General features: G+C 60.9%; 19 protein-coding genes. 12 read left to right on the top strand and 7 right to left on the bottom strand.

Going from position 1 to position 20,122, the window contains the following annotated elements:
* Position 1 precedes the first annotated feature (1 nt).
* The 4 genes from ACF6ZU_RS28450 to gloB form a co-directional block, all read right to left on the bottom strand.
* A complete protein-coding gene (locus ACF6ZU_RS28450) occupies positions 2–1,843 on the bottom strand; it encodes an extracellular solute-binding protein (protein WP_392889184.1) in 1,842 nt (613 codons plus the stop codon).
* The gene (locus ACF6ZU_RS28445) at positions 1,840–3,654 is read right to left on the bottom strand and encodes an extracellular solute-binding protein (protein WP_392893954.1); all 1,815 of its coding nucleotides are present in this window, start codon (positions 3,652–3,654) and stop codon (positions 1,840–1,842) included. Before ACF6ZU_RS28445 ends, ACF6ZU_RS28450 begins: the two co-directional genes overlap by 4 nt.
* Before the next feature lie 274 nt (positions 3,655–3,928).
* Entirely contained in the window at positions 3,929–5,386 is a 1,458-nt protein-coding gene (locus ACF6ZU_RS28440; RefSeq protein ID WP_392889182.1) for a transglycosylase SLT domain-containing protein, read from the bottom strand.
* A gap of 99 nt (positions 5,387–5,485) precedes the next feature.
* Complete coding sequence (gloB, locus tag ACF6ZU_RS28435; RefSeq protein ID WP_392889181.1) at positions 5,486–6,253, bottom strand: hydroxyacylglutathione hydrolase; 768 nt, start codon at positions 6,251–6,253, stop codon at positions 5,486–5,488.
* A 65-nt stretch (positions 6,254–6,318) separates the two neighbouring features.
* Between gloB and ACF6ZU_RS28430 the strand changes: the two genes are divergently transcribed.
* The 5 genes from ACF6ZU_RS28430 to ACF6ZU_RS28410 all read left to right on the top strand — a co-directional run bounded on the left by ACF6ZU_RS28430 (position 6,319) and on the right by ACF6ZU_RS28410 (position 11,694).
* Positions 6,319–7,077 (top strand): methyltransferase domain-containing protein, encoded by a 759-nt coding sequence (locus ACF6ZU_RS28430; protein ID WP_392889179.1) that lies wholly within the window; start codon positions 6,319–6,321, stop codon positions 7,075–7,077.
* Between the two features lie 91 nt (positions 7,078–7,168).
* The gene (gene rnhA / locus ACF6ZU_RS28425; protein WP_008028618.1) at positions 7,169–7,621 is read left to right on the top strand and encodes a ribonuclease HI; all 453 of its coding nucleotides are present in this window, start codon (positions 7,169–7,171) and stop codon (positions 7,619–7,621) included.
* 191 nt (positions 7,622–7,812) lie between these two features.
* Positions 7,813–8,571, top strand: a complete 759-nt coding sequence (dnaQ, locus tag ACF6ZU_RS28420; RefSeq protein WP_392889175.1) for a DNA polymerase III subunit epsilon — start codon at positions 7,813–7,815, stop codon at positions 8,569–8,571.
* A 238-nt stretch (positions 8,572–8,809) separates the two neighbouring features.
* Positions 8,810–11,065, top strand: coding sequence for an Orn/Lys/Arg decarboxylase N-terminal domain-containing protein (locus tag ACF6ZU_RS28415; protein ID WP_392889173.1), 2,256 nt, complete (start codon positions 8,810–8,812; stop codon positions 11,063–11,065).
* Between the two features lie 14 nt (positions 11,066–11,079).
* Entirely contained in the window at positions 11,080–11,694 is a 615-nt protein-coding gene (locus tag ACF6ZU_RS28410) for a GNAT family N-acetyltransferase (protein WP_392889171.1), read from the top strand.
* Here ACF6ZU_RS28410 and ACF6ZU_RS28405 read toward each other — a convergent pair.
* The gene (locus ACF6ZU_RS28405) at positions 11,660–12,553 is read right to left on the bottom strand and encodes a LysR substrate-binding domain-containing protein (RefSeq protein ID WP_392889169.1); all 894 of its coding nucleotides are present in this window, start codon (positions 12,551–12,553) and stop codon (positions 11,660–11,662) included. The genes ACF6ZU_RS28410 and ACF6ZU_RS28405 overlap by 35 nt on opposite strands.
* Before the next feature lie 88 nt (positions 12,554–12,641).
* Entirely contained in the window at positions 12,642–12,902 is a 261-nt protein-coding gene (locus tag ACF6ZU_RS28400; protein ID WP_392889167.1) for a hypothetical protein, read from the bottom strand.
* 175 nt (positions 12,903–13,077) lie between these two features.
* On the opposite strand from ACF6ZU_RS28400, the gene ACF6ZU_RS28395 reads away from it, so the two are divergent.
* Together ACF6ZU_RS28395 and ACF6ZU_RS28390 are read left to right on the top strand one after the other, a co-directional pair.
* The gene (locus ACF6ZU_RS28395; RefSeq protein WP_392889165.1) at positions 13,078–13,638 is read left to right on the top strand and encodes an NADPH-dependent FMN reductase; all 561 of its coding nucleotides are present in this window, start codon (positions 13,078–13,080) and stop codon (positions 13,636–13,638) included.
* A gap of 187 nt (positions 13,639–13,825) precedes the next feature.
* Positions 13,826–15,109, top strand: a complete 1,284-nt coding sequence (locus tag ACF6ZU_RS28390) for an arsenic transporter (protein WP_392889163.1) — start codon at positions 13,826–13,828, stop codon at positions 15,107–15,109.
* Positions 15,110–15,213: 104 nt separating this feature from the next.
* Here the strand turns inward: ACF6ZU_RS28390 and ACF6ZU_RS28385 are convergent, their stop codons facing one another.
* Entirely contained in the window at positions 15,214–16,164 is a 951-nt protein-coding gene (locus ACF6ZU_RS28385) for a DUF1853 family protein (protein ID WP_392889161.1), read from the bottom strand.
* A gap of 115 nt (positions 16,165–16,279) precedes the next feature.
* On the opposite strand from ACF6ZU_RS28385, the gene ACF6ZU_RS28380 reads away from it, so the two are divergent.
* From ACF6ZU_RS28380 to ACF6ZU_RS28360, 5 genes are read left to right on the top strand one after another with little or no spacing between them, the layout of a single operon-like run.
* The gene (locus tag ACF6ZU_RS28380) at positions 16,280–17,170 is read left to right on the top strand and encodes an NAD(+) kinase (protein WP_007988608.1); all 891 of its coding nucleotides are present in this window, start codon (positions 16,280–16,282) and stop codon (positions 17,168–17,170) included.
* Entirely contained in the window at positions 17,167–18,141 is a 975-nt protein-coding gene (locus ACF6ZU_RS28375; protein WP_392893952.1) for a metallophosphoesterase, read from the top strand. Before ACF6ZU_RS28380 ends, ACF6ZU_RS28375 begins: the two co-directional genes overlap by 4 nt.
* On the top strand, positions 18,138–19,007 hold the full coding sequence (locus ACF6ZU_RS28370; protein WP_392889158.1) for a rhomboid family intramembrane serine protease: 870 nt from the start codon (positions 18,138–18,140) through the stop codon (positions 19,005–19,007). Before ACF6ZU_RS28375 ends, ACF6ZU_RS28370 begins: the two co-directional genes overlap by 4 nt.
* A gap of 27 nt (positions 19,008–19,034) precedes the next feature.
* Positions 19,035–19,295 carry a YeaC family protein gene (locus ACF6ZU_RS28365; RefSeq protein ID WP_133836178.1) on the top strand — a complete coding sequence of 87 codons (261 nt, stop codon included), beginning with the start codon at positions 19,035–19,037 and terminating at the stop codon, positions 19,293–19,295.
* Positions 19,292–20,122, top strand: a complete 831-nt coding sequence (locus tag ACF6ZU_RS28360; RefSeq protein ID WP_392889155.1) for a DUF2797 domain-containing protein — start codon at positions 19,292–19,294, stop codon at positions 20,120–20,122. The genes ACF6ZU_RS28365 and ACF6ZU_RS28360 overlap by 4 nt, the downstream gene beginning before the upstream one ends.

Below are 20,122 nucleotides of genomic sequence, written 5' to 3'. Positions count from 1 at the left end.
ATTACTCCGTGCCCGCAGGGTCGGCTTGCAGTTTGGTTTCGATTTCTATCGCCGGTGTCACGTTGGGCTTGATCCACCAGGTGGCCGTGCCGATGTCGTACTTGGGTGAGATTTTCGGATGACCGATGTGGTTCCAGTAAGCCACGCGCCAGGTCTTGATGTGCCAGTTGGGGATCACGTAATAACCCCATTGCAGCACGCGGTCCAGTGCCCGGGCGTGGGCGACCAGGCTTTTGCGTGAGTCGGCGTTGATCAGTTGCTCGACCAGTTGATCCACTACCGGGTCTTTCAACCCCATCGAATTGCGGCTGCCGGGTTTGTCGGCGGCCGCCGACATCCAGAATTCGCGCTGTTCGTTACCCGGCGAGTTCGATTGCGGGAAGCTGCCGACGATCATGTCGAAGTCACGAGAGCGCACGCGGTTGATGTACTGCGAGACGTCGACCCGGCGAATCACCAGGTCGATGCCCAGGTCGCTCAGGTTGCGCTTGAACGGCAACAGCACCCGTTCGAATTCGGTCTGGGCCAGCAGGAATTCGATCGTCACCGGTTTTCCGTTGGCGTCGACCATCTTGTCATCGACGATCCGCCAGCCGGCTTCCTGCAGCAGTTGATATGCCTTGCGCTGCTGCGTGCGGATCATGCCGCTGCCGTCGGTCGTCGGGTTCTGGAACGCTTCGCTGAACACCTCGGCCGGGAGTTGGCTGCGGAACGGGTCGAGGATCGCCAGTTGATCGGCGTCCGGCAGGCCGGTGGCGGCCATTTCCGAGTTTTCGAAGAAACTGCGGGTACGCACATAGGCGCCATTGAACAGCTGCTTGTTGGTCCATTCAAAATCCAGCAGCAGCGTCAGCGCCTGACGCACACGCACGTCCTGGAACACCGGGTGGCGCATGTTGAAGACGAAACCCTGCATGCCGGTGGGGTTGCCGTTGACGATCTGTTCCTTGATCAGCCGGCCCTCGGTGACGGCCGGGGTGTTGTAGGCATTGGCCCAGTTCTTCGCGCTCATTTCCAGCCAGAAATCGAACTGTCCGGCCTTGAGCGCTTCGAGGGCGACGGTGTTGTCTCGGTAGTAATCGGTGGTCATCACGTCGAAATTGTAGAAACCACGGTTGGCCGGCAGGTCCTTGCCCCAGTAATCCTTGACCCGCTCGTAACGTACCGAGCGCCCGGCCTTCACTTCGGCGACCTTGTACGGGCCACTGCCCAGCGGCAGTTCCAGGTTGCCCTTGTTGAAATCACGCGTCGCCCACCAGTGTTTGGGCAGCACCGGCAACTGGCCGAGGATCAACGGCAGTTCGCGGTTATTGGTGTGCTTGAACTTGAACAGCACGGTCAGCGGGTCTTCGGCGACCGCTTCGGCAACGTCGCTGTAGTAACCGCGATAGAGGGGGGCGCCTTCCTTGGTCAGCGTTTCGAAGCTGAACACCACGTCTTCGGCGCGGATCGGATGACCGTCGTGGAAGTGGGCTTCGGGGCGCAGGTAGAAACGCACCCAGCTGTTGTCCGGGGCTTTTTCGATTTTGCCCGCCACCAGCCCATATTCGGTGAACGGCTCATCAAGGCCCTGTTTGGCCAGGGTGTCGTAGATGATGCCGATGTCATCGGCCGGTACGCCTTTGCTGATGAACGGATTGAGGCTGTCGAAGCCGCCGAAACCGGCCTGACGGAAGATACCGCCCTTGGGCGCGTCAGGGTTCACGTAATCGAAGTGTTTGAAGTCGGCCGGGTATTTCGGCGGTTCGTTGTACAAGGTGACGGCGTGTTGCGGGGCGGCGCTGGCCAGCCCGGCGAACAACAGGCCGCTGGCCTGCAACAGCAGGGCACGTACGGATTTCATCGATCTTTCTCCGAAGATTTCAACCACCACGCGCTCAGGCCCAGCGTATAGGGCGGCGTAGTGATGAAGGCAAACCGGTTGCGGTAAGCCAGGCGGTGATAATTGAGATACCAGTTGGGAATGATGTAGTGCTGCCACAGCAGCACCCGGTCCAGCGCTTTGCCGGCGGCAACCTGTTCATCGCGGGTCTGGGCGGCGAGCAATTGTTCGAGCAGATGATCGACCACCGGGTTGGCGATCCCCGCGTAGTTTTTGCTGCCCTTGACCCCGACCTGGCTGGAGTGGAAGTACTGCCATTGCTCCAGGCCCGGGCTGAGGGTCTGGTTGAGGGTCATCAGAATCATGTCGAAATCGAACTGGTCGAGGCGCTGTTTGTACTGGGCGCGATCCACCGTGCGCAGGCGGGCGTCGATGCCGATGCTGGCGAGGTTCTCGACATAGGGCTGGAGGATGCGCTCAAGGTTCGGGTTGACCAGCAATATTTCCAGGCTCAGCGGTTGGCCGGCGGCATTTTGCACGCGTTGGCCATTCAGCTTCCAGCCGGCCTCGGCCAGCAGGCTCAATGCGTTGCGCATGGTTTCCCGCGGGATGCCGCGGCCTTGGGTCTGCGGCAGGCTGAAGGGCTCGGTGAACAGTTTGGTGGGCAGTTGCTCGCGATACGGCTTGAGCAACAGCCATTCGTGGCCGACCGGCAGCCCGGTGGCGGAAAATTCGCTGTTGGGGTAGTAACTCATGGCGCGCTTGTAGGCGCCGCTGAACAGCGTGCGATTGGTCCATTCGAAGTCGAACATCATGCCCAATGCTTCACGAACCTTTGCATCGGAGAAGGTCGCGCGGCGGCTGTTCATGAACAGACCCTGGCTCTGGGTCGGGATCTGATGCGGGATCTGCGCCTTGATCACATCGCCGCGATTGATCGCCGGGAAGCGGTAGCCGTTGTCCCAGTTCTTGGCCTGATGCTCGATGTAGATATCGAACTCGCCGGCCTTGAACGCCTCGAACGCCACGTCGCTATCGCGGTAGAACTCGACTTCCATGCGGTCGAAATTGTATTTGCCGCGATTCACCGGCAGGTCCTTGCCCCAGTAATCCTTGACCCGCTCGAACACCAGCTGCCGTCCAGGCGTGACCGAGGTGATCCGGTACGGTCCGCTGCCCAGCGGCGGCTCGAAGGTGGTGGCCTTGAAGTCGCGACCTTTCCAGTAATGCTGCGGCAGCACCGGCAACTCGCCCAGGCGCAGGATCAACAACGGGTTGCCGGCGCGCTTGAAGACAAAGCGGATGCGCTGCGGATTGAGTACGTCGACCCGCAGCACTTCCTGCAGGTTGGTGCGGTATTGCGGGTGGCCTTCCTTGAGCAGCAAGCGGTAGGAGAACGCGACGTCATACGCGGTGATCGGCGTGCCATCGTGAAAGCGTGCTTCGGGGCGCAGGTTGAACACCACCCAGCTGCGGTCCTCGCTGTACTCCACCGATTGGGCAATCAGGCCATAACTGGACGTGGGCTCGTCGCCGGACGGCGCGTACTGGCCGGTGCCGACCATCAGCGGCTCGTTCAGCTCATTGATGCCGTATTGCAGGAAATTCGCGGTGGAGACCGGGCTTGAACCCTTGAAGGTGTACGGATTGAGCGTATCGAAGGTGCCAAACGCCATCACCCGCAACGTACCGCCCTTGGGCGCTTGCGGGTTGACCCAGTCGAAGTGGGTAAATCTGGCCGGGTACTTGAGCGTGCCGAACTGCGCATAACCATGGCTTTCGCTGATCGTCGCGCTTGCGGTGGAGCTCAAGGCCAGGCTGATCAGGAGCAGGAGGAGGGGACGCTTCAAGTCAGAGATCCGATCCAGGCGGCTTGGGCTTTGTGGGCCGTACAGTAACAGCTTGTATGGACAGGAAAAAGACGGGGATTTAATGCTTGGGCAACGTGGCCATTGTAGGAGCGAGCCTGCTCGCGATGGCCGTTAACGATAACGCGGGTAGCCTGATACCCCGCGGTGCCCTCGGGTCCATCGCGAGCAGGCTCGCTCCTACAGGTATGGCGTCGGTTTTCGGGCAAAAAAAAGCCCCTGGAGTCAGGGGCTTTTTTTAATGCGGCGAAGCAACCGTCAACATCTGACCCGGCTTCAGCGCCTGGCCGACGCGCGGATTCCAGCGCTTGAGGTGCTGCATTTCAACGTTGAAACGCTTGGCCACGATGTACAGCGAATCACCCTGCTGGACCTTGTATTGGGTCTGCGGCTTCTTGCTGTCCTTCTTGCCAGAGGTCTTGGTATTGGCCGCCACAACGGTATTGACCCGCCCGGTGTTGCCTTTGGTCTTGTCCTGCATCACCAGCGTCTGGCCAACCTTGAGGTCCTTGCCGGTGAGCTTGTTCCAGCGTTGCAGGTCCTTGACGTCGACCTTGTTGGCCTTGGCGATGGTGCCGAGGTTATCACCACGTTTGACGCGGTAGGCGCGTTTGAGGGTAGCGAGCTGGGCGTCGTCGGAGCCTTCGAAAACCGGCTTCAGCGGCTTCTTGCTGATCAACTCTTCAGGGCGCATGGTCTGCAGGCTGGCGGTCAGCAACTGCGCCTTGGACGTTGGCACCAGCAAATGCTGAGGACCGTCCAGGGTGGTGGTGCGTTGCTTGAAGGCCGGGTTGAGCTGGAACAGTTCGTCTTCGTCGATGTTGGCCACCGCGGCAACCTTCGACAGGTCCATGCGCTGGTTGATTTCGACGACCTGGAAATACGGTTCGTTGGCGATCGGGTTCAGGTTCACGCCGTAGGCTTCAGGCGCCAGGACTACTTGCGACAAGGCCAGCAGTTTCGGCACATAAGCCTGGGTTTCCGCGGGCAGCGGCAGGTTCCAGTAATCGGTTGGCAGGCCGAGCTTTTCGTTGCGCTCGATGGCCCGGCTGACCGTGCCTTCACCGGCGTTGTAGGCCGCGAGGGCCAGCAGCCAGTCGCCGTTGAACATGTCGTGCAGGCGCGTCAGGTAATCCATCGCAGCGGTGGTCGACGCGGTGATATCGCGACGGCCATCATAGAAGCGGGTCTGACGCAGGTTGAAGTAACGCCCGGTGGAAGGGATGAATTGCCAAAGGCCCACCGCGTCGGCCCGGGAATAGGCCATCGGGTTGTAGGCGCTTTCAATCACCGGCAACAGCGCCAGTTCCAGCGGCATGTTGCGTTCTTCAAGGCGTTCGACGATGTAATGGATGTAGAGACTGCCGCGTTCGCCGGCGTTCTCAAGGAAAGAAGGATTGCTGGCGAACCACAGGCGCTGTTGCTCGATGCGCGGGTTGACGCCCAGGCCTTCCTGCAACTGGAAGCCCTGGCGCATGCGCTCCCAGACGTCCTGCGGGATCTGTGGACTCGGTTTCTCGCTGAGCCAGATGGGTTTCTGTTTGGCGCGTGCGGCAATATTCGGAGTGTGGGCCGCTTCGGTCTGCGGCACATGGCTGGAACAGCCCGCCAAAGTGGCGGACACAGCCACCGCTATGGCTTGAGCCAAGCGGGTCAATGCGTCTGAATTGATGGCTTTACGTATGGATGACGACATTGGCTGGAAGTAAGTTCCGGGCAAAAATGTCGGGCGATTCTAGAAAGCGCACCCCTTGCGGTCAACCATTCAGATTTTTCGCCCTGATGACAATCTTCGTCAGAACGTATCTTTCCAAGCCCTCAGAGCAGCAAAAACCGCACTCGGAGCCCGGTTTTTGGAGCCGTCCCGTTCGTCCACTTTTTCTTTAACGGATGTTTCGCCGACACGTAAAAAGGGGTTGGTCTGTTTTTCCAGGGCCAATGTCGACGGCAAAGTAATGACGCCAGCGGCCCGTTGTTCCGTGACTTTGGCCAGACGCTCGACGGTATGCGGGTTGCCGGGTTCGACCGCTACGGCAAAACGCAGGTTGCTCAAGGTGTATTCGTGGGTGCAGTAAACCCGCGTGTCCTCCGGAAAGGAGGCGAGGCGTGTCAGCGAGGTGTGCATTTGCTCGGGGGTGCCTTCGAACAGCCGTCCGCAACCGGCGGCGAACAGTGTGTCGCCGCAAAACAGCACGCCCTGATGGTAGTAGGCGATATGTCCCAGGGTATGGCCGGGAACGGTGATCACCTCGAAGTCCCAGCCGAGCACGTTGATGCGGTCGTTGTCCTTGAGCGCAACGTCCCGCGCCGGAATGTTTTCGCTGGCCGGGCCGTAGACCTTCGCGTCCGTCGCTTTTTTCAGCTGCTCGACACCGCCGACGTGGTCGTGATGATGGTGAGTGATCAGAATGTCACTCAATGCCCATTGCGGATTCGCCGCAAGCCAGGCCTGTACCGGCGCGGCATCGCCCGGATCGACCACGGCACAGCGCTTGGTGGTGGGGTCTTGTAACAACCAGATGTAGTTGTCGGTGAAGGCGGGCAGGGCTGTGATCTGTATCATCGTCGGATTCGCCAAGCGGAAAACAATGGCGCATCTTAGAACTTCCTGGCGCGTTGGAGAATGCAATGACTGATAAAGCGTTCGCTCAGGCTGATCCTGACTGGCTGGCCTTGATCAGCGCGGCCCGTGAATGGCTGTCCGGGCCCCTCGGGCAATTTCTGCTGGACGAAGAGCGCCGCATGCTCGAAGACGAGTTGGGGCGCTTCTTCGGCGGCTATCTGGTGCATTACGGACCTTCGGCCGAAACACCTCCGCCGGCGCCCCAGGTCCAGCGCAATGTGCGGCTCGGCGCGCCGTTGCCGGGTGTCGAAATCGTCTGTGAAGAACAAGCCTGGCCGTTGAGCGAGCATGCCGCCGATGTGGTGGTGTTGCAGCACGGCCTGGATTTCTGTCTGTCACCCCACGGCCTGCTGCGCGAAGCGGCGAGCAGCGTGCGTCCCGGCGGGCATTTGCTGATTATCGGGATCAACCCCTGGAGCAGCTGGGGATTGCGCCATGTGTTTGCCCATGATGCTTTGCGCAAGGCCCGCTGCATCTCGCCGTCGCGGGTTGGCGACTGGCTGAACCTGCTGGGCTTCGCGCTGGAGAAACGCCGCTTCGGGTGCTATCGTCCGCCGCTGGCGTCCCCCGCCTGGCAAGCCCGTCTGGCCGGTTGGGAACGCAAGGCCGGTGACTGGCAACTCTCGGGCGGCGGCTTCTATTTATTGGTCGCGCGCAAGATCGTGGTGGGCCTGCGTCCGTTGCGTCAGGAGCGCCGCGAACCGATGGGCAAGCTGATTCCCTTGCCGATGGCCAAGGTCAACCGGCGCAATATCGAACCGTAATACCTTTTTTATTCCCGGCCGGGGCTGCCCCGGCCTCGGGCATCGTCGATCACGGATCGGCGAGCCACCGCATTTTTCTGGATAGATTGGCATGAGCGATAGCGTAGAACTCTTCACCGACGGCGCCTGCAAAGGCAATCCCGGCCCTGGCGGCTGGGGCGCTTTGCTGGTTTGCAAGGGCGTTGAAAAAGAACTCTGGGGTGGCGAAGCGAATACCACCAACAACCGCATGGAACTGATGGGCGCGATCCGCGGGCTCGAAGAGCTTAAGCGCTCCTGCGACGTGCTGCTGGTGACCGACTCCCAGTACGTCATGAAAGGCATCAACGAGTGGATGGACAACTGGAAGAAGCGCGGCTGGAAAACGGCGGCGAAGGAGCCGGTGAAGAACGCTGACCTGTGGAAGTTGCTGGACGAGCAGGTCAACCGCCACAACGTCACATGGAAATGGGTGCGCGGGCACATTGGCCATCACGGCAACGAACGGGCGGACCAGTTGGCGAACCGTGGCGTGGATGAAGTGCGCGGTTACAAACAAGCGTGATTCAGCGCAATCCCGTAGGAGCCAGCTTGCTGGCGATAGCGTCCTCGCGGTCCGTACAAGGCTCAAGATCCATCGCCGGCAAGCCGGCTCCTACAAATGACAAGCCAGCCACTGGCCTGTGCGCGACGTACCCGGCGAGCGTGATAACATCGCCGCTTTTGCACGATTGACCCGTTGAGAGCTGAGCACTGATGGCCACCAGATCCGTTGTACTCGATACCGAAACCACCGGCATGCCGGTGACCGACGGCCACCGGATTATCGAAATCGGTTGTGTCGAGTTGATTGGTCGGCGCCTGACGGGCCGGCATTTCCACGTTTACCTGCAACCGGACCGCGAAAGTGACGAAGGCGCCATCGGCGTCCACGGCATTACCAACGAATTCCTGGTGGGCAAGCCGCGCTTCACTGAAGTGGCCGATGAGTTTTTCGAATTCATCAAGGGCGCACAGCTGATCATCCATAACGCGGCGTTCGACGTTGGTTTCATCAACAACGAATTCGCCCTGATGGGCCAGCACGATCGCGCGGACATCACGCAGCACTGCTCGATCCTCGACACCCTGATGATGGCCCGGGAACGTCACCCGGGGCAGCGCAACAGCCTCGATGCGTTGTGCAAACGTTATGGCGTCGACAACTCCGGCCGTGAACTCCACGGCGCCTTGCTCGACTCCGAGATCCTCGCCGACGTCTACCTGACCATGACCGGCGGCCAGACCAGCCTGTCGCTGGCCGGTAACGCTTCCGACGGCAATGGCTCCGGCGAAGGCGCGGACAATTCCGCCACGGAAATCCGCCGTTTGCCGGCTGATCGTCAGCCGACGCGGATCATCCGCGCCAGCGAGGATGACCTGGCGCAACACATGGCCCGCCTGCAAATCATCGCCAAATCCGCCGGCGCTCCCTCGCTGTGGGAGCAGCTGGTCGAGGCTGAAGCCCAAGCTTAAATCTCCCTGAGAGACATCGAATCTGTAGGAGCCGGCTTGCTGGCGATTGCGGTAGGACAGTCGACACATTCATCGCCTGAACGGACGCTATCGCCGGCAAGCCGGCTCCTACAAGGTTGTGTGATCCACGGATATTGATGACCCATTTCGGGGCATCGGCGCTCGCCACATCCGCCTCAACCCTCTACCCTGAGGTTATTGGCAGGCCAAGGCCTGCCGCCTCAGGACACTGAGCCCCATGTATAAAGATTTGAAATTCCCGGTTTTGATCGTCCATCGTGACATCAAGGCCGACACCGTTGCCGGTGATCGCGTGCGTGGCATCGCACGGGAGCTGGAGCAGGAAGGCTTCAGCATTGTCTCGGCGGTGGATTACACCGAGGGACGCCTGGTCGCGTCGACCCATCACGGCCTCTCGTGCATGTTGATCGCCGCCGAAGACCCCAGCGCCAATTCCCATTTATTGCAGAACATGGCCGACCTCATCGGGCTGGCACGGGTGCGTGCGCCGGACCTGCCGATCTTCGCCCTCGGCGAACAAGTGACGCTGGAAAACGCCCCGGCCGACGCCATGGACGAGCTCAATCAACTGCGCGGGATTCTTTATCTGTTCGAGGACACCGTGCCGTTTCTGGCGCGGCAAGTTGCGCGGGCTGCGCGTAAATACCTCGATGGATTGCTGCCGCCATTCTTCAAGGCGCTGGTGCAGCACACGGCCGATTCCAATTATTCCTGGCACACCCCCGGTCACGGCGGTGGTGTGGCGTATCACAAGAGTCCGGTGGGGCAGGCGTTCCATCAGTTCTTCGGGGAAAACACCCTGCGTTCGGATCTGTCGGTGTCGGTGCCGGAGCTGGGTTCGTTGCTCGATCACACCGGGCCGCTGGCCGAGGCTGAAGCGCGAGCGGCGCGCAATTTCGGCGCCGATCACACGTTTTTCGTGATCAATGGCACCTCGACAGCCAACAAGATCGTCTGGCATTCCATGGTGGCTCGCGATGATCTGGTGCTGGTGGACCGCAACTGCCACAAATCGGTGTTGCATTCGATCATCATGACCGGCGCGATTCCGTTGTACCTGTGCCCGGAACGTAACGAACTGGGGATCATCGGCCCGATTCCGCTCAGCGAATTCAGTCGCGAGTCGATCCAGGCCAAGATCGACGCCAGTCCGCTGACGAAGGGGCGCGAACCCAGGGTCAAGCTGGCGGTGGTGACCAATTCGACCTACGACGGTCTGTGCTACAACGCCGAACTGATCAAGCAAAACCTCGGCAACAGCGTTGAAGTGCTGCATTTCGATGAAGCCTGGTACGCCTACGCGGCGTTTCACGAGTTCTTTGCCGGGCGTTACGGCATGGGTACTTCCCGCAGTGAAGACAGCCCGCTGGTGTTCACCACCCATTCAACCCACAAGCTGTTGGCGGCGTTCAGCCAGGCGTCGATGATTCACGTCCAGGACGGCGGCGCGCGGCAGCTGGATCGCGATCGCTTCAACGAAGCGTTCATGATGCACATCTCCACGTCGCCGCAGTACAGCATCATTGCCTCGCTGGACGTGGCGTCGGCGATGATGGAAGGCCCGGCCGGTCGTTCCTTGTTACAGGAAATGTTCGACGAAGCCTTGAGTTTTCGCCGGGCGCTGGCCAACCTCCGACAACACATCGCTGCCGATGACTGGTGGTTTTCGATCTGGCAGCCACCGTCGGTGGAAGGCATCGAGCGTGTGGTCACAGAAGACTGGTTGCTGCAGCCGGATGCTGACTGGCACGGCTTTGGCGGCGTGACCGACGACTATGTGCTGCTCGATCCGGTCAAGGTCACCCTGGTGATGCCGGGGCTGACGGCGGGCGGCGCGTTGAGTGAGCGCGGAATTCCGGCGGCGGTGGTCAGCAAGTTCCTATGGGAGCGCGGGCTGGTCGTCGAGAAAACCGGTTTGTATTCGTTCCTGGTGCTGTTTTCCATGGGCATCACCAAAGGCAAATGGAGCACGCTGTTGACCGAGTTGCTGGAATTCAAGCGCAGCTACGACGCCAATGTCAGTCTCGCCACCTGTTTGCCGTGCGTGGCGCAACAGGACGGCGCGCGCTACAAGGGCATGGGCTTGCGTGACTTGTGCGATCAACTGCATGCCTGTTATCGCAGCAACGCCACGGCCAAACATCTCAAGCGCATGTACACCGTGCTGCCGGAAATCGCCATGAAACCCGCTGACGCCTACGATCACCTGGTGCGTGGCGAGGTGGAGGCAGTGTCGATCGATGCGCTGCACGGCCGCATCGCCGCCGTGATGCTCGTACCTTATCCGCCGGGGATCCCGTTGATCATGCCCGGCGAACGCTTCACCGATTCAACCCGCTCGATCATCGATTACCTGGCGTTTGCCCGCACGTTCGACAGCAGTTTTCCTGGATTTGTCGCCGATGTGCACGGCTTGCAACACGAAGACGAGGGCAATGGGCGGCATTACACCGTCGATTGCATCAAGGAGTGAGGACCTTTCCCAGTATGCAACCGGTCATGAATCCGAAGTACCCAGGGCTGTCGGTGCGCGTTGCCGACGATGGCTTCGCCGCCTACATCTGGGGCAGTGATTTCAGTTTTGAAGTCGCGGCCTACGGCGCCGCCGAAATCGGCAAACCGGTGGAGCAGTGGCGGGTGACGCCCATTACTCCGTACCGCAAGTGCTACGGCATTGATCCCGAGGAGTTCAGCAGTTTTCGCGATGCCGCCGACAGCGCGATTTTCATGGCGTATCTCGACGATGAACCCGTGGGTCACCTGGTGATCAGCACCAACTGGAACGGCTTTGCCCATATCGACGAGCTGGCGGTTCATGCGCCGGCCCGGCGGCATGGCGTGGCCAAGGCGCTGCTGGACGTGGCGCAATTCTGGAGTCGCAAGAAAAAACTCCCGGGCATCATGCTCGAAACCCAGAACAATAATCTGGGCGCATGTCGGCTATATGAACGCTGCGGTTATGTCGTGGGTGGCGTCGATCACTTGCGCTATCGCGGGATCGATCCGAACACCGCCGAAGTGGCGCTGTTCTGGTATCGACTGTTCGATAACCCGCTGGAAAACCCGATCAGCTCGCCAACATCGCCGCGGCTTGTTCCGTGACGATCTCCAGCAACGCCTGAACCGCCGGGGAAGGCTCGCCGTTTTTCAAGGTCAGGGCGTAGACGCTGATCGGCACGGCGGGCGCCAGCGGGCAGGCATCCAGGCCGGCAGTTTTTGCGCCTAGCGCCGTGAACGGGTCGACAATCGCCAGGCCTTCACCGGCCTCGACCATACTGCGCATCATCTGGTGCGTCTGCACACGAGTGTGCACGACGGGCGCCGGGCGCAGGCCATGCAGCTTGTTGTCCAGCGCCGGGCTCAGCGGATCATGGCCTTCGAGGCCGACCATCGACTGGCCCGCCAGATCCTGCAGCGAAATGTATTTTTGCTTGGGTTGTAGCCAACCATGGGGTGCCAGCAACTGCAGCTTGCCCTGGGCGATGACCTGGCAATGAATGTCTGCGCGATCGGGATCATGCAGGCTCAGACCCAGATCGCTTTCGCGCAGCAGCAGGCTTTTGACGATGTCGCGGGTGGGTTGGCTCAGCAGGCTGCAAGGGACGTCGGGAAGGCGTCGGCGCAGGGCCGCAATGCTCTGTGGCAACAGTTGTTGTGCCAGCGGCGGGGTGCAAATGATGCGCAGGGGCGGGGCCTGATATTGCCTGAGGCTGCTGGCCAGACGCTGGACCGGTTCAAGCGCGTCGTAGACGCGGGCGATTTCCACTTGCAGTTCCCGCGCCTCGCGCGTGGCTTGCAAACGCCCACGGACGCTGGAAAACAGCATGAAGCCCAACTGACTCTCGGCATCACGCAGAATGCCTTCGACCTCGGTCACTGGCAGCTGCAGCCATTCGGCGGCGGTCCCCAGGTGACCGGTCTGCAGGAGCGCCTGGATCACTTCGATATGACGTAAACGCATGCGTGAAGTCCATGTTCAGCAGGTGGAGGAGTCAGTGACTGAATCCTAACCCAAGTCCGCGCATATGACTTCTGCTCATAACGCAAGGTTATGAAGCGACGTTGGTTTCCGCTACGCCCGCAATGAACGTATCGGGCTCACGAATGATCGTGACGTCCGATTGCACCAGCAGGAACTGGTTTTCATCGAGTTTTTTTACACGATCGCCAATGGCCAGCTTGTAGGTGGTAACAGGCGCGGAGCCGGCGATGCCGTCTGCGGACGGGGTGGATTCCTGGAACTCATGCACGGAATAGACACGGCCTTCCGCGTCTCTTGCGTGGAACTGACCGACGAGTACTGCTGCCATCTGCTTAGAACCTCTGGAGATAAATCACTCAATTTGCGGCTCAGTAGACCGTGGTTGGGCGAGGTAAGTTTTCCTACAGGAAAAAAAAAGTCAGGGACGGCGGTTTCAGTCGCCCACTGCGTGAATCGTCATCTATAACTACTAGCTCTTTCCATCGGACAGTCGAGAATCTTCCATGAGCAATGTCTATACGATCGCCGTTGTGGTCGGCAGTTTGAGAAAGGGCTCGATCAATCGCAAGGTTGCTTTGGCCCTGGCCGATCTGGCACCGGCGAATCTCAAACTGAAGATCGTCGAAATCGGCGACTTGCCGCTGTACAACGAAGACATCGATGGCGAATCACCGCCGGCAGCCTACAGCACTTTCCGGCAGGAAGTGAGTTCATCCGACGCGTTGCTGTTCGTCACCCCTGAATACAACCGCTCGGTACCGGCACCGTTGAAGAATGCGATCGACGTGGGTTCGCGGCCCTATGGTAAAAGCGCCTGGGGCGGCAAACCCGGCGCGATAATCAGTGTGTCACCGGGGGCTATCGGCGGATTTGGCGCCAACCACCATTTGCGCCAGTCGATGGTGTTTCTCAATGTGCCCTGCATGCAGCAACCGGAAGCGTACCTTGGTGGCGCCGGCACGGCATTCGACGAGGCGGGCAAGCTGTCCGATGCCGTGAAGCCGTTCTTGCAAAGCTTCATCAACGCCTATGCCCAATGGGTCGAGCAACACAAAAAAACCTGACAAACACACAGCCCGTGTAGGAGCCGGCTTGCCGGCGATGGGGCCTTTGGAATCTGCATCGGTCTAACGGCCGCCATCGCCGGCAAGCCGGCTCCTACAAGGGCCCCATGTAGCGCTGTTATCCCGCTTACATCGGGTCGGTGAACTGCGGTATTTTAGCCGCCCCTTGTTTGATGGCTGCGCTTGCATGCTCACCGCCTCGTTGATTTTCCTGCTGACCATCACCCTCGTGATCTGGCAACCCAAAGGCCTCGGTGTCGGCTGGAGTGCCGTGTTCGGCGCTGTGTTGGCGCTGATTTTCGGCGTGGTGCACCTGAGCGACATCCCGCTGGTGTGGCAGATCATCTGGAATGCCACGGGTACGTTTGTCGCGCTGATCATCATCAGCCTGTTGCTGGACGAGGCCGGGTTCTTCGCCTGGGCGGCATTGCATGTCGCGCGGTGGGGGCGGGGCAGCGGGCGCAAGTTGTTTGCCTACATGGTGTTGCTTGGCGCGCTGGTCTCGGCATTGTTCGCCAATGACGGCGCGGCGCTGATCCTCACGCCCATCGTGATTTCGATGTTGCTGGCGCTGCGTTTTTCCCCGGCGGCGACCCTGGCGTTCGTGATGGGCGCCGGGTTTATCGCCGACACCGCGAGCCTGCCGCTGGTGGTGTCGAACCTGGTGAACATTGTCTCCGCCGACTTCTTTCACATCACGTTCAATCGCTACGCCGCCGTGATGATCCCGGTCAACCTGGTGAGCGTGGCCGCGACGCTGGCGGTGTTGATGTGGTTCTTCCGGCGTGACATTCCCAAGGATTACGACCCCGAACAACTGGAAGAACCGGCCAGCGCCATCCACGACAAGGCCACGTTTATCGCCGGCTGGGCGGTGTTGCTGATCCTGCTGCTCGGCTGCTTCGCACTGGAACCGTTGGGCATTCCCATCAGCGCCATTTCGGCGGTGTGCGCCGCGTTGCTGCTGGCGATTGCCGCCCGGGGCCACAAGATTTCCACGCGCAAGGTGATGAAAGAGGCGCCGTGGCACATCGTGATTTTTTCCCTGGGCATGTATCTGGTGGTCTACGGGCTGCGCAATGCCGGGCTTACCGGGTATCTGGCGGGTTGGCTGGATGGTTTTGCCGGGTATGGGGTCTGGGGCGCGGCCATGGGCACCGGGGTGTTGACGGCGTTGCTGTCGTCGATGATGAACAACCTGCCCACGGTGCTGATTGGTCTGTTGTCGATCGATGCCAGCCAGGCAACAGGGGTGGTGAAGGAAGCGATGATCTACGCCAACGTCATCGGCAGTGACCTGGGGCCGAAGATCACGCCGATCGGCAGCCTGGCGACGTTGTTGTGGCTGCATGTGCTGGAGCGCAAGAGCATTCGGATCGGCTGGGGTTATTACTTCAAGGTGGGGATTGTGTTGACGGTGCCGGTGTTGCTGGTGACGTTGGCGGCGCTGGCGGTGCGGTTGTCCTTCTAAACCGGGTTGGCTCTATCGCGAGCAGGCTCGCTCCCACATTGGAATGCAGCTCCCTGTGGGAGCGAGCCTGCTCGCGATAGGGCCGGGCCAGACGCTACAAAAACTCAACCACTGCCCGGCACATTCGGCCAAAGATCCGCCACCAGAAACAACCGTTCCGTTTCCTCCCAGTCCCCGTCGGCATTCTCGACCAGGCGCACCAGCAACTGCGCCGGCGCGAGCGGGTTCAGGTCCTGGAGCCACGCCTCCAGCTGTTCCGAGTCCCAGGTCTGCTCCACCGGGTAGTGCGCCGGCGCCAGCCAGGCATGGCGGGGCAGGGGTTGCCAGCGCCCGAAGGGTCGTTGCGCGACAAAGTCCTTCCAGTCTTTCTGATGCAGCCAACTGCCGCGCAAATGCTGCGGATGCGCGCCGTTCGGCGAGCGGGACTGCCCCGGCCACGGGTACAGCAGATAACCGCCCAGCCACAGGTGCGCGCTGAACTGCTGGATGTCCAGCGCAGCAAGCACTTCACGGCTCTCCGCACGCGCGGAAATCGGCAGTTGATGCTGGCTCAGGTGGGCCAGCTTTCGATCCAGCCGATCGTGACACCCGGGGCCTAGCCAAAACGCCGTGTCATGCCCGTCGCCGTTCTGCGGGCCGAGGTAAAGCTTGATCGCCAGTTCCAGATGATGCACGCCGTCGCGATCGCGCAGCAGCATGTCCAGCTCGCCCAGCGTGTGGCCTTCGCGGCGGATTGGCAGGTTGGCGGCAATCAGTTCGATGCCCGGCGCGTGGCGCACCGCGTATTGCCACAGCCTTTCGTAATACAGCCCGAGGCGTCGGGTGCGGGCCTGGGCCAGCCAGTGCAGCAAGTCATAACTGTCGCGATCCAGTTGCCGCAGCCAGCGCTCGAGCTGTTCCGGAGCCTGCACCCAGTCGCTGCCGGCCAGCGGGTGACGCTGCGGCCACGGCGTGACCTCGAGCATCGGCGGCGCGAGGATGACCCAGGCCAGATCGCGCACTTCGGGGTGGCGCAACTGGTGGGGTAACGGCTGCAAGTCGGGAAATAGGATCATCTTGCGAGCATAGCCTTAAACATGAGTACACCCTTGTAGCTGAAAGGATTTTGTCTATCCCGCGCTTTCGCCCATAATCGTGTTTTTCGCCGCCGCAGACCCCCGCAGGAGCCCCATGGAGCAATTTCGTAATATCGGCATCATCGGTCGCCTGGGCAGTTCGCAGGTGCTGGATACCGTCCGCCGACTGAAACGGTTTCTGCTCGATCGTCACCTGCACGTGATCCTCGAAGACACCATCGCCGAAGTGCTGCCGGGTCATGGCCTGCAAACCTCGTCGCGCAAGATGCTCGGCGAAGTATGTGACATGGTGATTGTGGTCGGCGGTGACGGCAGTCTTCTCGGCGCCGCCCGCGCGCTGGCCCGGCACAACATTCCGGTGCTCGGCATCAACCGGGGCAGCCTGGGTTTCCTCACCGATATCCGTCCCGACGAACTCGAAGTCAAGGTCGCCGAAGTGCTCGACGGCCACTATCTGGTGGAAAACCGCTTCCTGCTTCAGGCCGAAGTCCGCCGCCACGCCGAGGCCATTGGCCAGGGCGACGCGCTGAACGATGTGGTGCTGCACCCCGGTAAATCGACGCGGATGATCGAGTTCGAGCTGTACATCGACGGCCAGTTTGTCTGCAGCCAGAAGGCCGACGGCCTGATCGTCGCCACACCGACCGGTTCTACCGCCTACGCGCTGTCCGCCGGCGGCCCGATCATGCACCCCAAGCTCGACGCTATTGTGATTGTGCCGATGTACCCCCATACCTTGTCGGGTAGGCCGATCGTGGTCGATGGCAACAGTGAGCTGAAAATCGTCGTGTCCAAGGATATGCAGATATACCCGCAAGTCTCCTGTGACGGTCAGAACCACTTCACCTGCGCGCCGGGCGACACCATCACCGTCAGCAAGAAAGCCCAGAAGCTGCGACTGATTCATCCGCTCGACCACAACTATTATGAAGTCTGCCGGACCAAACTCGGTTGGGGCAGCAAGTTGGGGGGTGGAGGCGACTGATGCTCGATCCCGCGCGAAGTTACGACCTGATCGGTGACGTGCACGGTTGCGCCCTGACCCTTGAGCACTTGCTCGACCAGCTCGGTTATCACAAACAGGGTGGCGTCTGGCGGCATCCGTCGCGCATGGCGGTGTTCGTCGGTGACATCATCGACCGCGGCCCGCGGATTCGCGAAGCGCTGCACATCGTCCACGACATGGTCGAGGCCGGCCAGGCGTTGTGCATCATGGGCAACCATGAATTCAACGCACTCGGCTGGAGCACCCCGGCGCCTCCCGGCAGCGGCAAGCAGTTCGTGCGCGAGCACACGCCGCGCCATGCGCGCCTGCTGGGCGAAACCCTTGCGCAGTTCGAAGATCACCCCGGTGACTGGCATGACTTTCAGCAGTGGTTCTATGAGCTGCCGCTGTTTGTCGATGCCGGGCGTTTCCGCGTGGTGCACGCCTGCTGGGATTCGGGACTGATCGAGCCGTTGCGCGCGCTGTTTCCCGATGGCTGCGTCGATGAACATTTCCTCCAGGCTTCGGCCGTGCCGGGCAGTTTCGCCTGCACCGTGTTCGACCGCTTGCTGCGCGGCACCGACATGCGTTTGCCCGACGGCTTGACCATGACCAGCGGCGATGGCCTGACGCGTTCGTTCTTCCGCACCAAGTTCTGGGAAGACGACCCGCAAACCTACGGAGACATCGTGTTTCAGCCTGACGCCTTGCCGGAACCCGTGGCCCGCACGCCGCTGTCGTCCACCGAGAAAAACACCTTGCTGCGCTATGGCGCTGATGAGCCCTTGTTGTTCGTCGGCCACTACTGGCGCAGCGGCAAACCGGCGCCGATCCGCCCGAACCTGGCGTGCCTGGATTACAGCGCGGTGCTCTACGGCAAACTGGTTGCCTATCGCCTGGACCAGGAAACCCGGCTCGATCCGCATAAATTCGTCTGGGTCGACGTCGAACGGCCGGAGGTGCTGCGATGAGTGCCGTGGCCGTATTGCGCCTGCCGCTGGCGGTGGATCTGAGCGGGTTTGTCAAACTGCTGCAACGCATGCAGGTGCCGCATCGGGTCAGCGAGGAGCTGGGCGAGCAAGTGCTGTGGGTGCCCGCCAACATCAGCGAGGACGTGCGTGCGTTGTACGAGCGTTTCCCGGCGGGCGATCCCGACGAGCAGCTGCACATCCCGGTGGCGAAGACCACCCCGCGTCCCGGTTTCATCGAACAACTGCGCCACGCCAAGGCGACCGCGATCGTGCTGTTGCTGAGCCTGATCGTCGGCGCCGTGACGCTGCTGGGCGAAAATCTCGAGACGATGCGCTGGCTGACCTTCCTCGATTTCCGCGTGGTCGGCGAATACATCCATTTCGTGCCGCTGGCTGACAGCCTGGCGGCGGGGCAGTGGTGGCGCCTGGTGACGCCGATGCTGATCCACTTCGGCATCCTGCACCTGGCCATGAACGGCATGTGGTACTGGGAGCTGGGGCGGCGCATCGAGTCGCGCCAGGGCAGCATCAACCTGATCGGCCTGACGCTGCTGTTCGCCCTGGTGTCCAATTACGCCCAGTTCTATTTCAGTGGCCCGACCCTGTTTGGCGGGTTGTCGGGCGTGCTGTACGGCCTGCTCGGGCATTGCTGGATTTTCCAGGTGCTGTCGCCGAACCGGGCCTATCGCCTGCCGCGCGGTGTGCTGGTGATGATGCTGGTGTGGCTGCTGCTGTGCCTGTCCGGGCTGGTCTCGATGATTGGCTTCGGTGAAATTGCCAACGCGGCCCACGTCGGCGGGTTGCTCGTCGGATGCTTGACCGGCTTGTTGGGTGGTTTGTACAACCGCCGTAAACTGGCCGCCTAAAACAGTTATGTAAGTTCGGAGACCTTGATGTCCTCTTTTAACGAAATGATCAAAAACATCACGCCCGATATCTACCAGAGCCTGAAACTGGCGGTGGAAATCGGTAAATGGTCCGACGGTGGCAAACTCACCGCCGAACAACGCGAGCTGTCGCTGCAAGCGATGATCGCCTGGGAAATCCAGAACCTGCCGGAAGAAGAGCGCACGGGCTACATGGGCCCGCAGGAATGCAGCTCGAAGTCGATCAGCGTACCGAACATTCTGTTCAAGTCGGATGCCATCCATTGATCGAGATTGGCCGCGGTGCAATCAGCAAGATGTCGGCACGCCTTGACGGGGCTGACGTGCAATATGCGTTTCGTCTGGACGATGTCGAGGTTCCGGTCAATCCATTGATCGGCAGCACGGTGCGTCTGGAATACCTGGGGGCGATCCATTGCTCCCATTGCGGGCGCAAGACCAAAACCAGTTTCAGCCAGGGTTACTGCTACCCGTGCATGACCAAACTGGCGCAGTGCGATATCTGCATCATGAGTCCGGAGCGCTGCCATTACGACGCTGGCACCTGCCGTGAACCGGAGTGGGGCGAGAAGTTCTGCATGACCGATCACATTGTGTATCTGTCGAACTCGTCCGGGGTGAAAGTCGGGATTACCCGCGCCACCCAGTTGCCGACCCGCTGGATCGATCAGGGCGCCCGTCAGGCGCTGCCGATCATGCGCGTCTCGACCCGCCAGCAGTCCGGCTTCGTCGAAGACCTGTTCCGCAGTCAGGTGGCGGACAAGACCAACTGGCGTGCTTTACTCAAGGGCGAAGCGGCGTCGGTGGACCTGGCCGGGGTTCGCGACCAGTTGTTCGACAGCTGTGCCGAGGGATTGCTGGCCTTGCAGGAACGATTCGGCCTGCAGGCGATCCAGACTATTGCCGACGTAGAACCGCTGGAAATCCGTTATCCGGTGGAGCAATACCCGGCCAAGATCGTCAGCTTCAACCTGGACAAGAACCCGATTGCCGAAGGCACGCTGCTGGGGATCAAGGGCCAGTACCTGATTTTCGACACCGGCGTGATCAATATTCGTAAGTACACGGCTTATCAACTCGCCGTGCATCAGTAA

The organism is Pseudomonas migulae (assembly GCF_043225285.1).
GTDB classification, from domain to species: domain Bacteria; phylum Pseudomonadota; class Gammaproteobacteria; order Pseudomonadales; family Pseudomonadaceae; genus Aquipseudomonas; species Aquipseudomonas migulae_C.
The sequence above is the reverse complement of the archived record's forward strand: the minus strand, read 5'-3'. Positions and strand labels throughout refer to the sequence as shown.

Excerpts from the sequence above, each read along its gene's own strand:
- ACF6ZU_RS28450 (WP_392889184.1), bottom strand. The coding sequence starts at position 1,843 with ATGAAATCCGTACGTGCCCTGCTGTTGCAGGCCAGCGGCCTGTTGTTC.
- ACF6ZU_RS28385 (WP_392889161.1), bottom strand. The coding sequence starts at position 16,164 with ATGATCCTATTTCCCGACTTGCAGCCGTTACCCCACCAGTTGCGCCAC.
- ACF6ZU_RS28400 (WP_392889167.1), bottom strand. The coding sequence starts at position 12,902 with ATGGCAGCAGTACTCGTCGGTCAGTTCCACGCAAGAGACGCGGAAGGC.
- ACF6ZU_RS28405 (WP_392889169.1), bottom strand. The coding sequence starts at position 12,553 with ATGCGTTTACGTCATATCGAAGTGATCCAGGCGCTCCTGCAGACCGGT.
- ACF6ZU_RS28390 (WP_392889163.1), top strand. The coding sequence starts at position 13,826 with ATGCTCACCGCCTCGTTGATTTTCCTGCTGACCATCACCCTCGTGATC.
- rnhA (WP_008028618.1), top strand. The coding sequence starts at position 7,169 with ATGAGCGATAGCGTAGAACTCTTCACCGACGGCGCCTGCAAAGGCAAT.
- ACF6ZU_RS28440 (WP_392889182.1), bottom strand. The coding sequence starts at position 5,386 with ATGTCGTCATCCATACGTAAAGCCATCAATTCAGACGCATTGACCCGC.
- gloB (WP_392889181.1), bottom strand. The coding sequence starts at position 6,253 with ATGATACAGATCACAGCCCTGCCCGCCTTCACCGACAACTACATCTGG.
- dnaQ (WP_392889175.1), top strand. The coding sequence starts at position 7,813 with ATGGCCACCAGATCCGTTGTACTCGATACCGAAACCACCGGCATGCCG.
- ACF6ZU_RS28430 (WP_392889179.1), top strand. The coding sequence starts at position 6,319 with ATGACTGATAAAGCGTTCGCTCAGGCTGATCCTGACTGGCTGGCCTTG.
- ACF6ZU_RS28415 (WP_392889173.1), top strand. The coding sequence starts at position 8,810 with ATGTATAAAGATTTGAAATTCCCGGTTTTGATCGTCCATCGTGACATC.
- ACF6ZU_RS28365 (WP_133836178.1), top strand. The coding sequence starts at position 19,035 with ATGTCCTCTTTTAACGAAATGATCAAAAACATCACGCCCGATATCTAC.
- ACF6ZU_RS28395 (WP_392889165.1), top strand. The coding sequence starts at position 13,078 with ATGAGCAATGTCTATACGATCGCCGTTGTGGTCGGCAGTTTGAGAAAG.
- ACF6ZU_RS28380 (WP_007988608.1), top strand. The coding sequence starts at position 16,280 with ATGGAGCAATTTCGTAATATCGGCATCATCGGTCGCCTGGGCAGTTCG.
- ACF6ZU_RS28410 (WP_392889171.1), top strand. The coding sequence starts at position 11,080 with ATGCAACCGGTCATGAATCCGAAGTACCCAGGGCTGTCGGTGCGCGTT.
- ACF6ZU_RS28370 (WP_392889158.1), top strand. The coding sequence starts at position 18,138 with ATGAGTGCCGTGGCCGTATTGCGCCTGCCGCTGGCGGTGGATCTGAGC.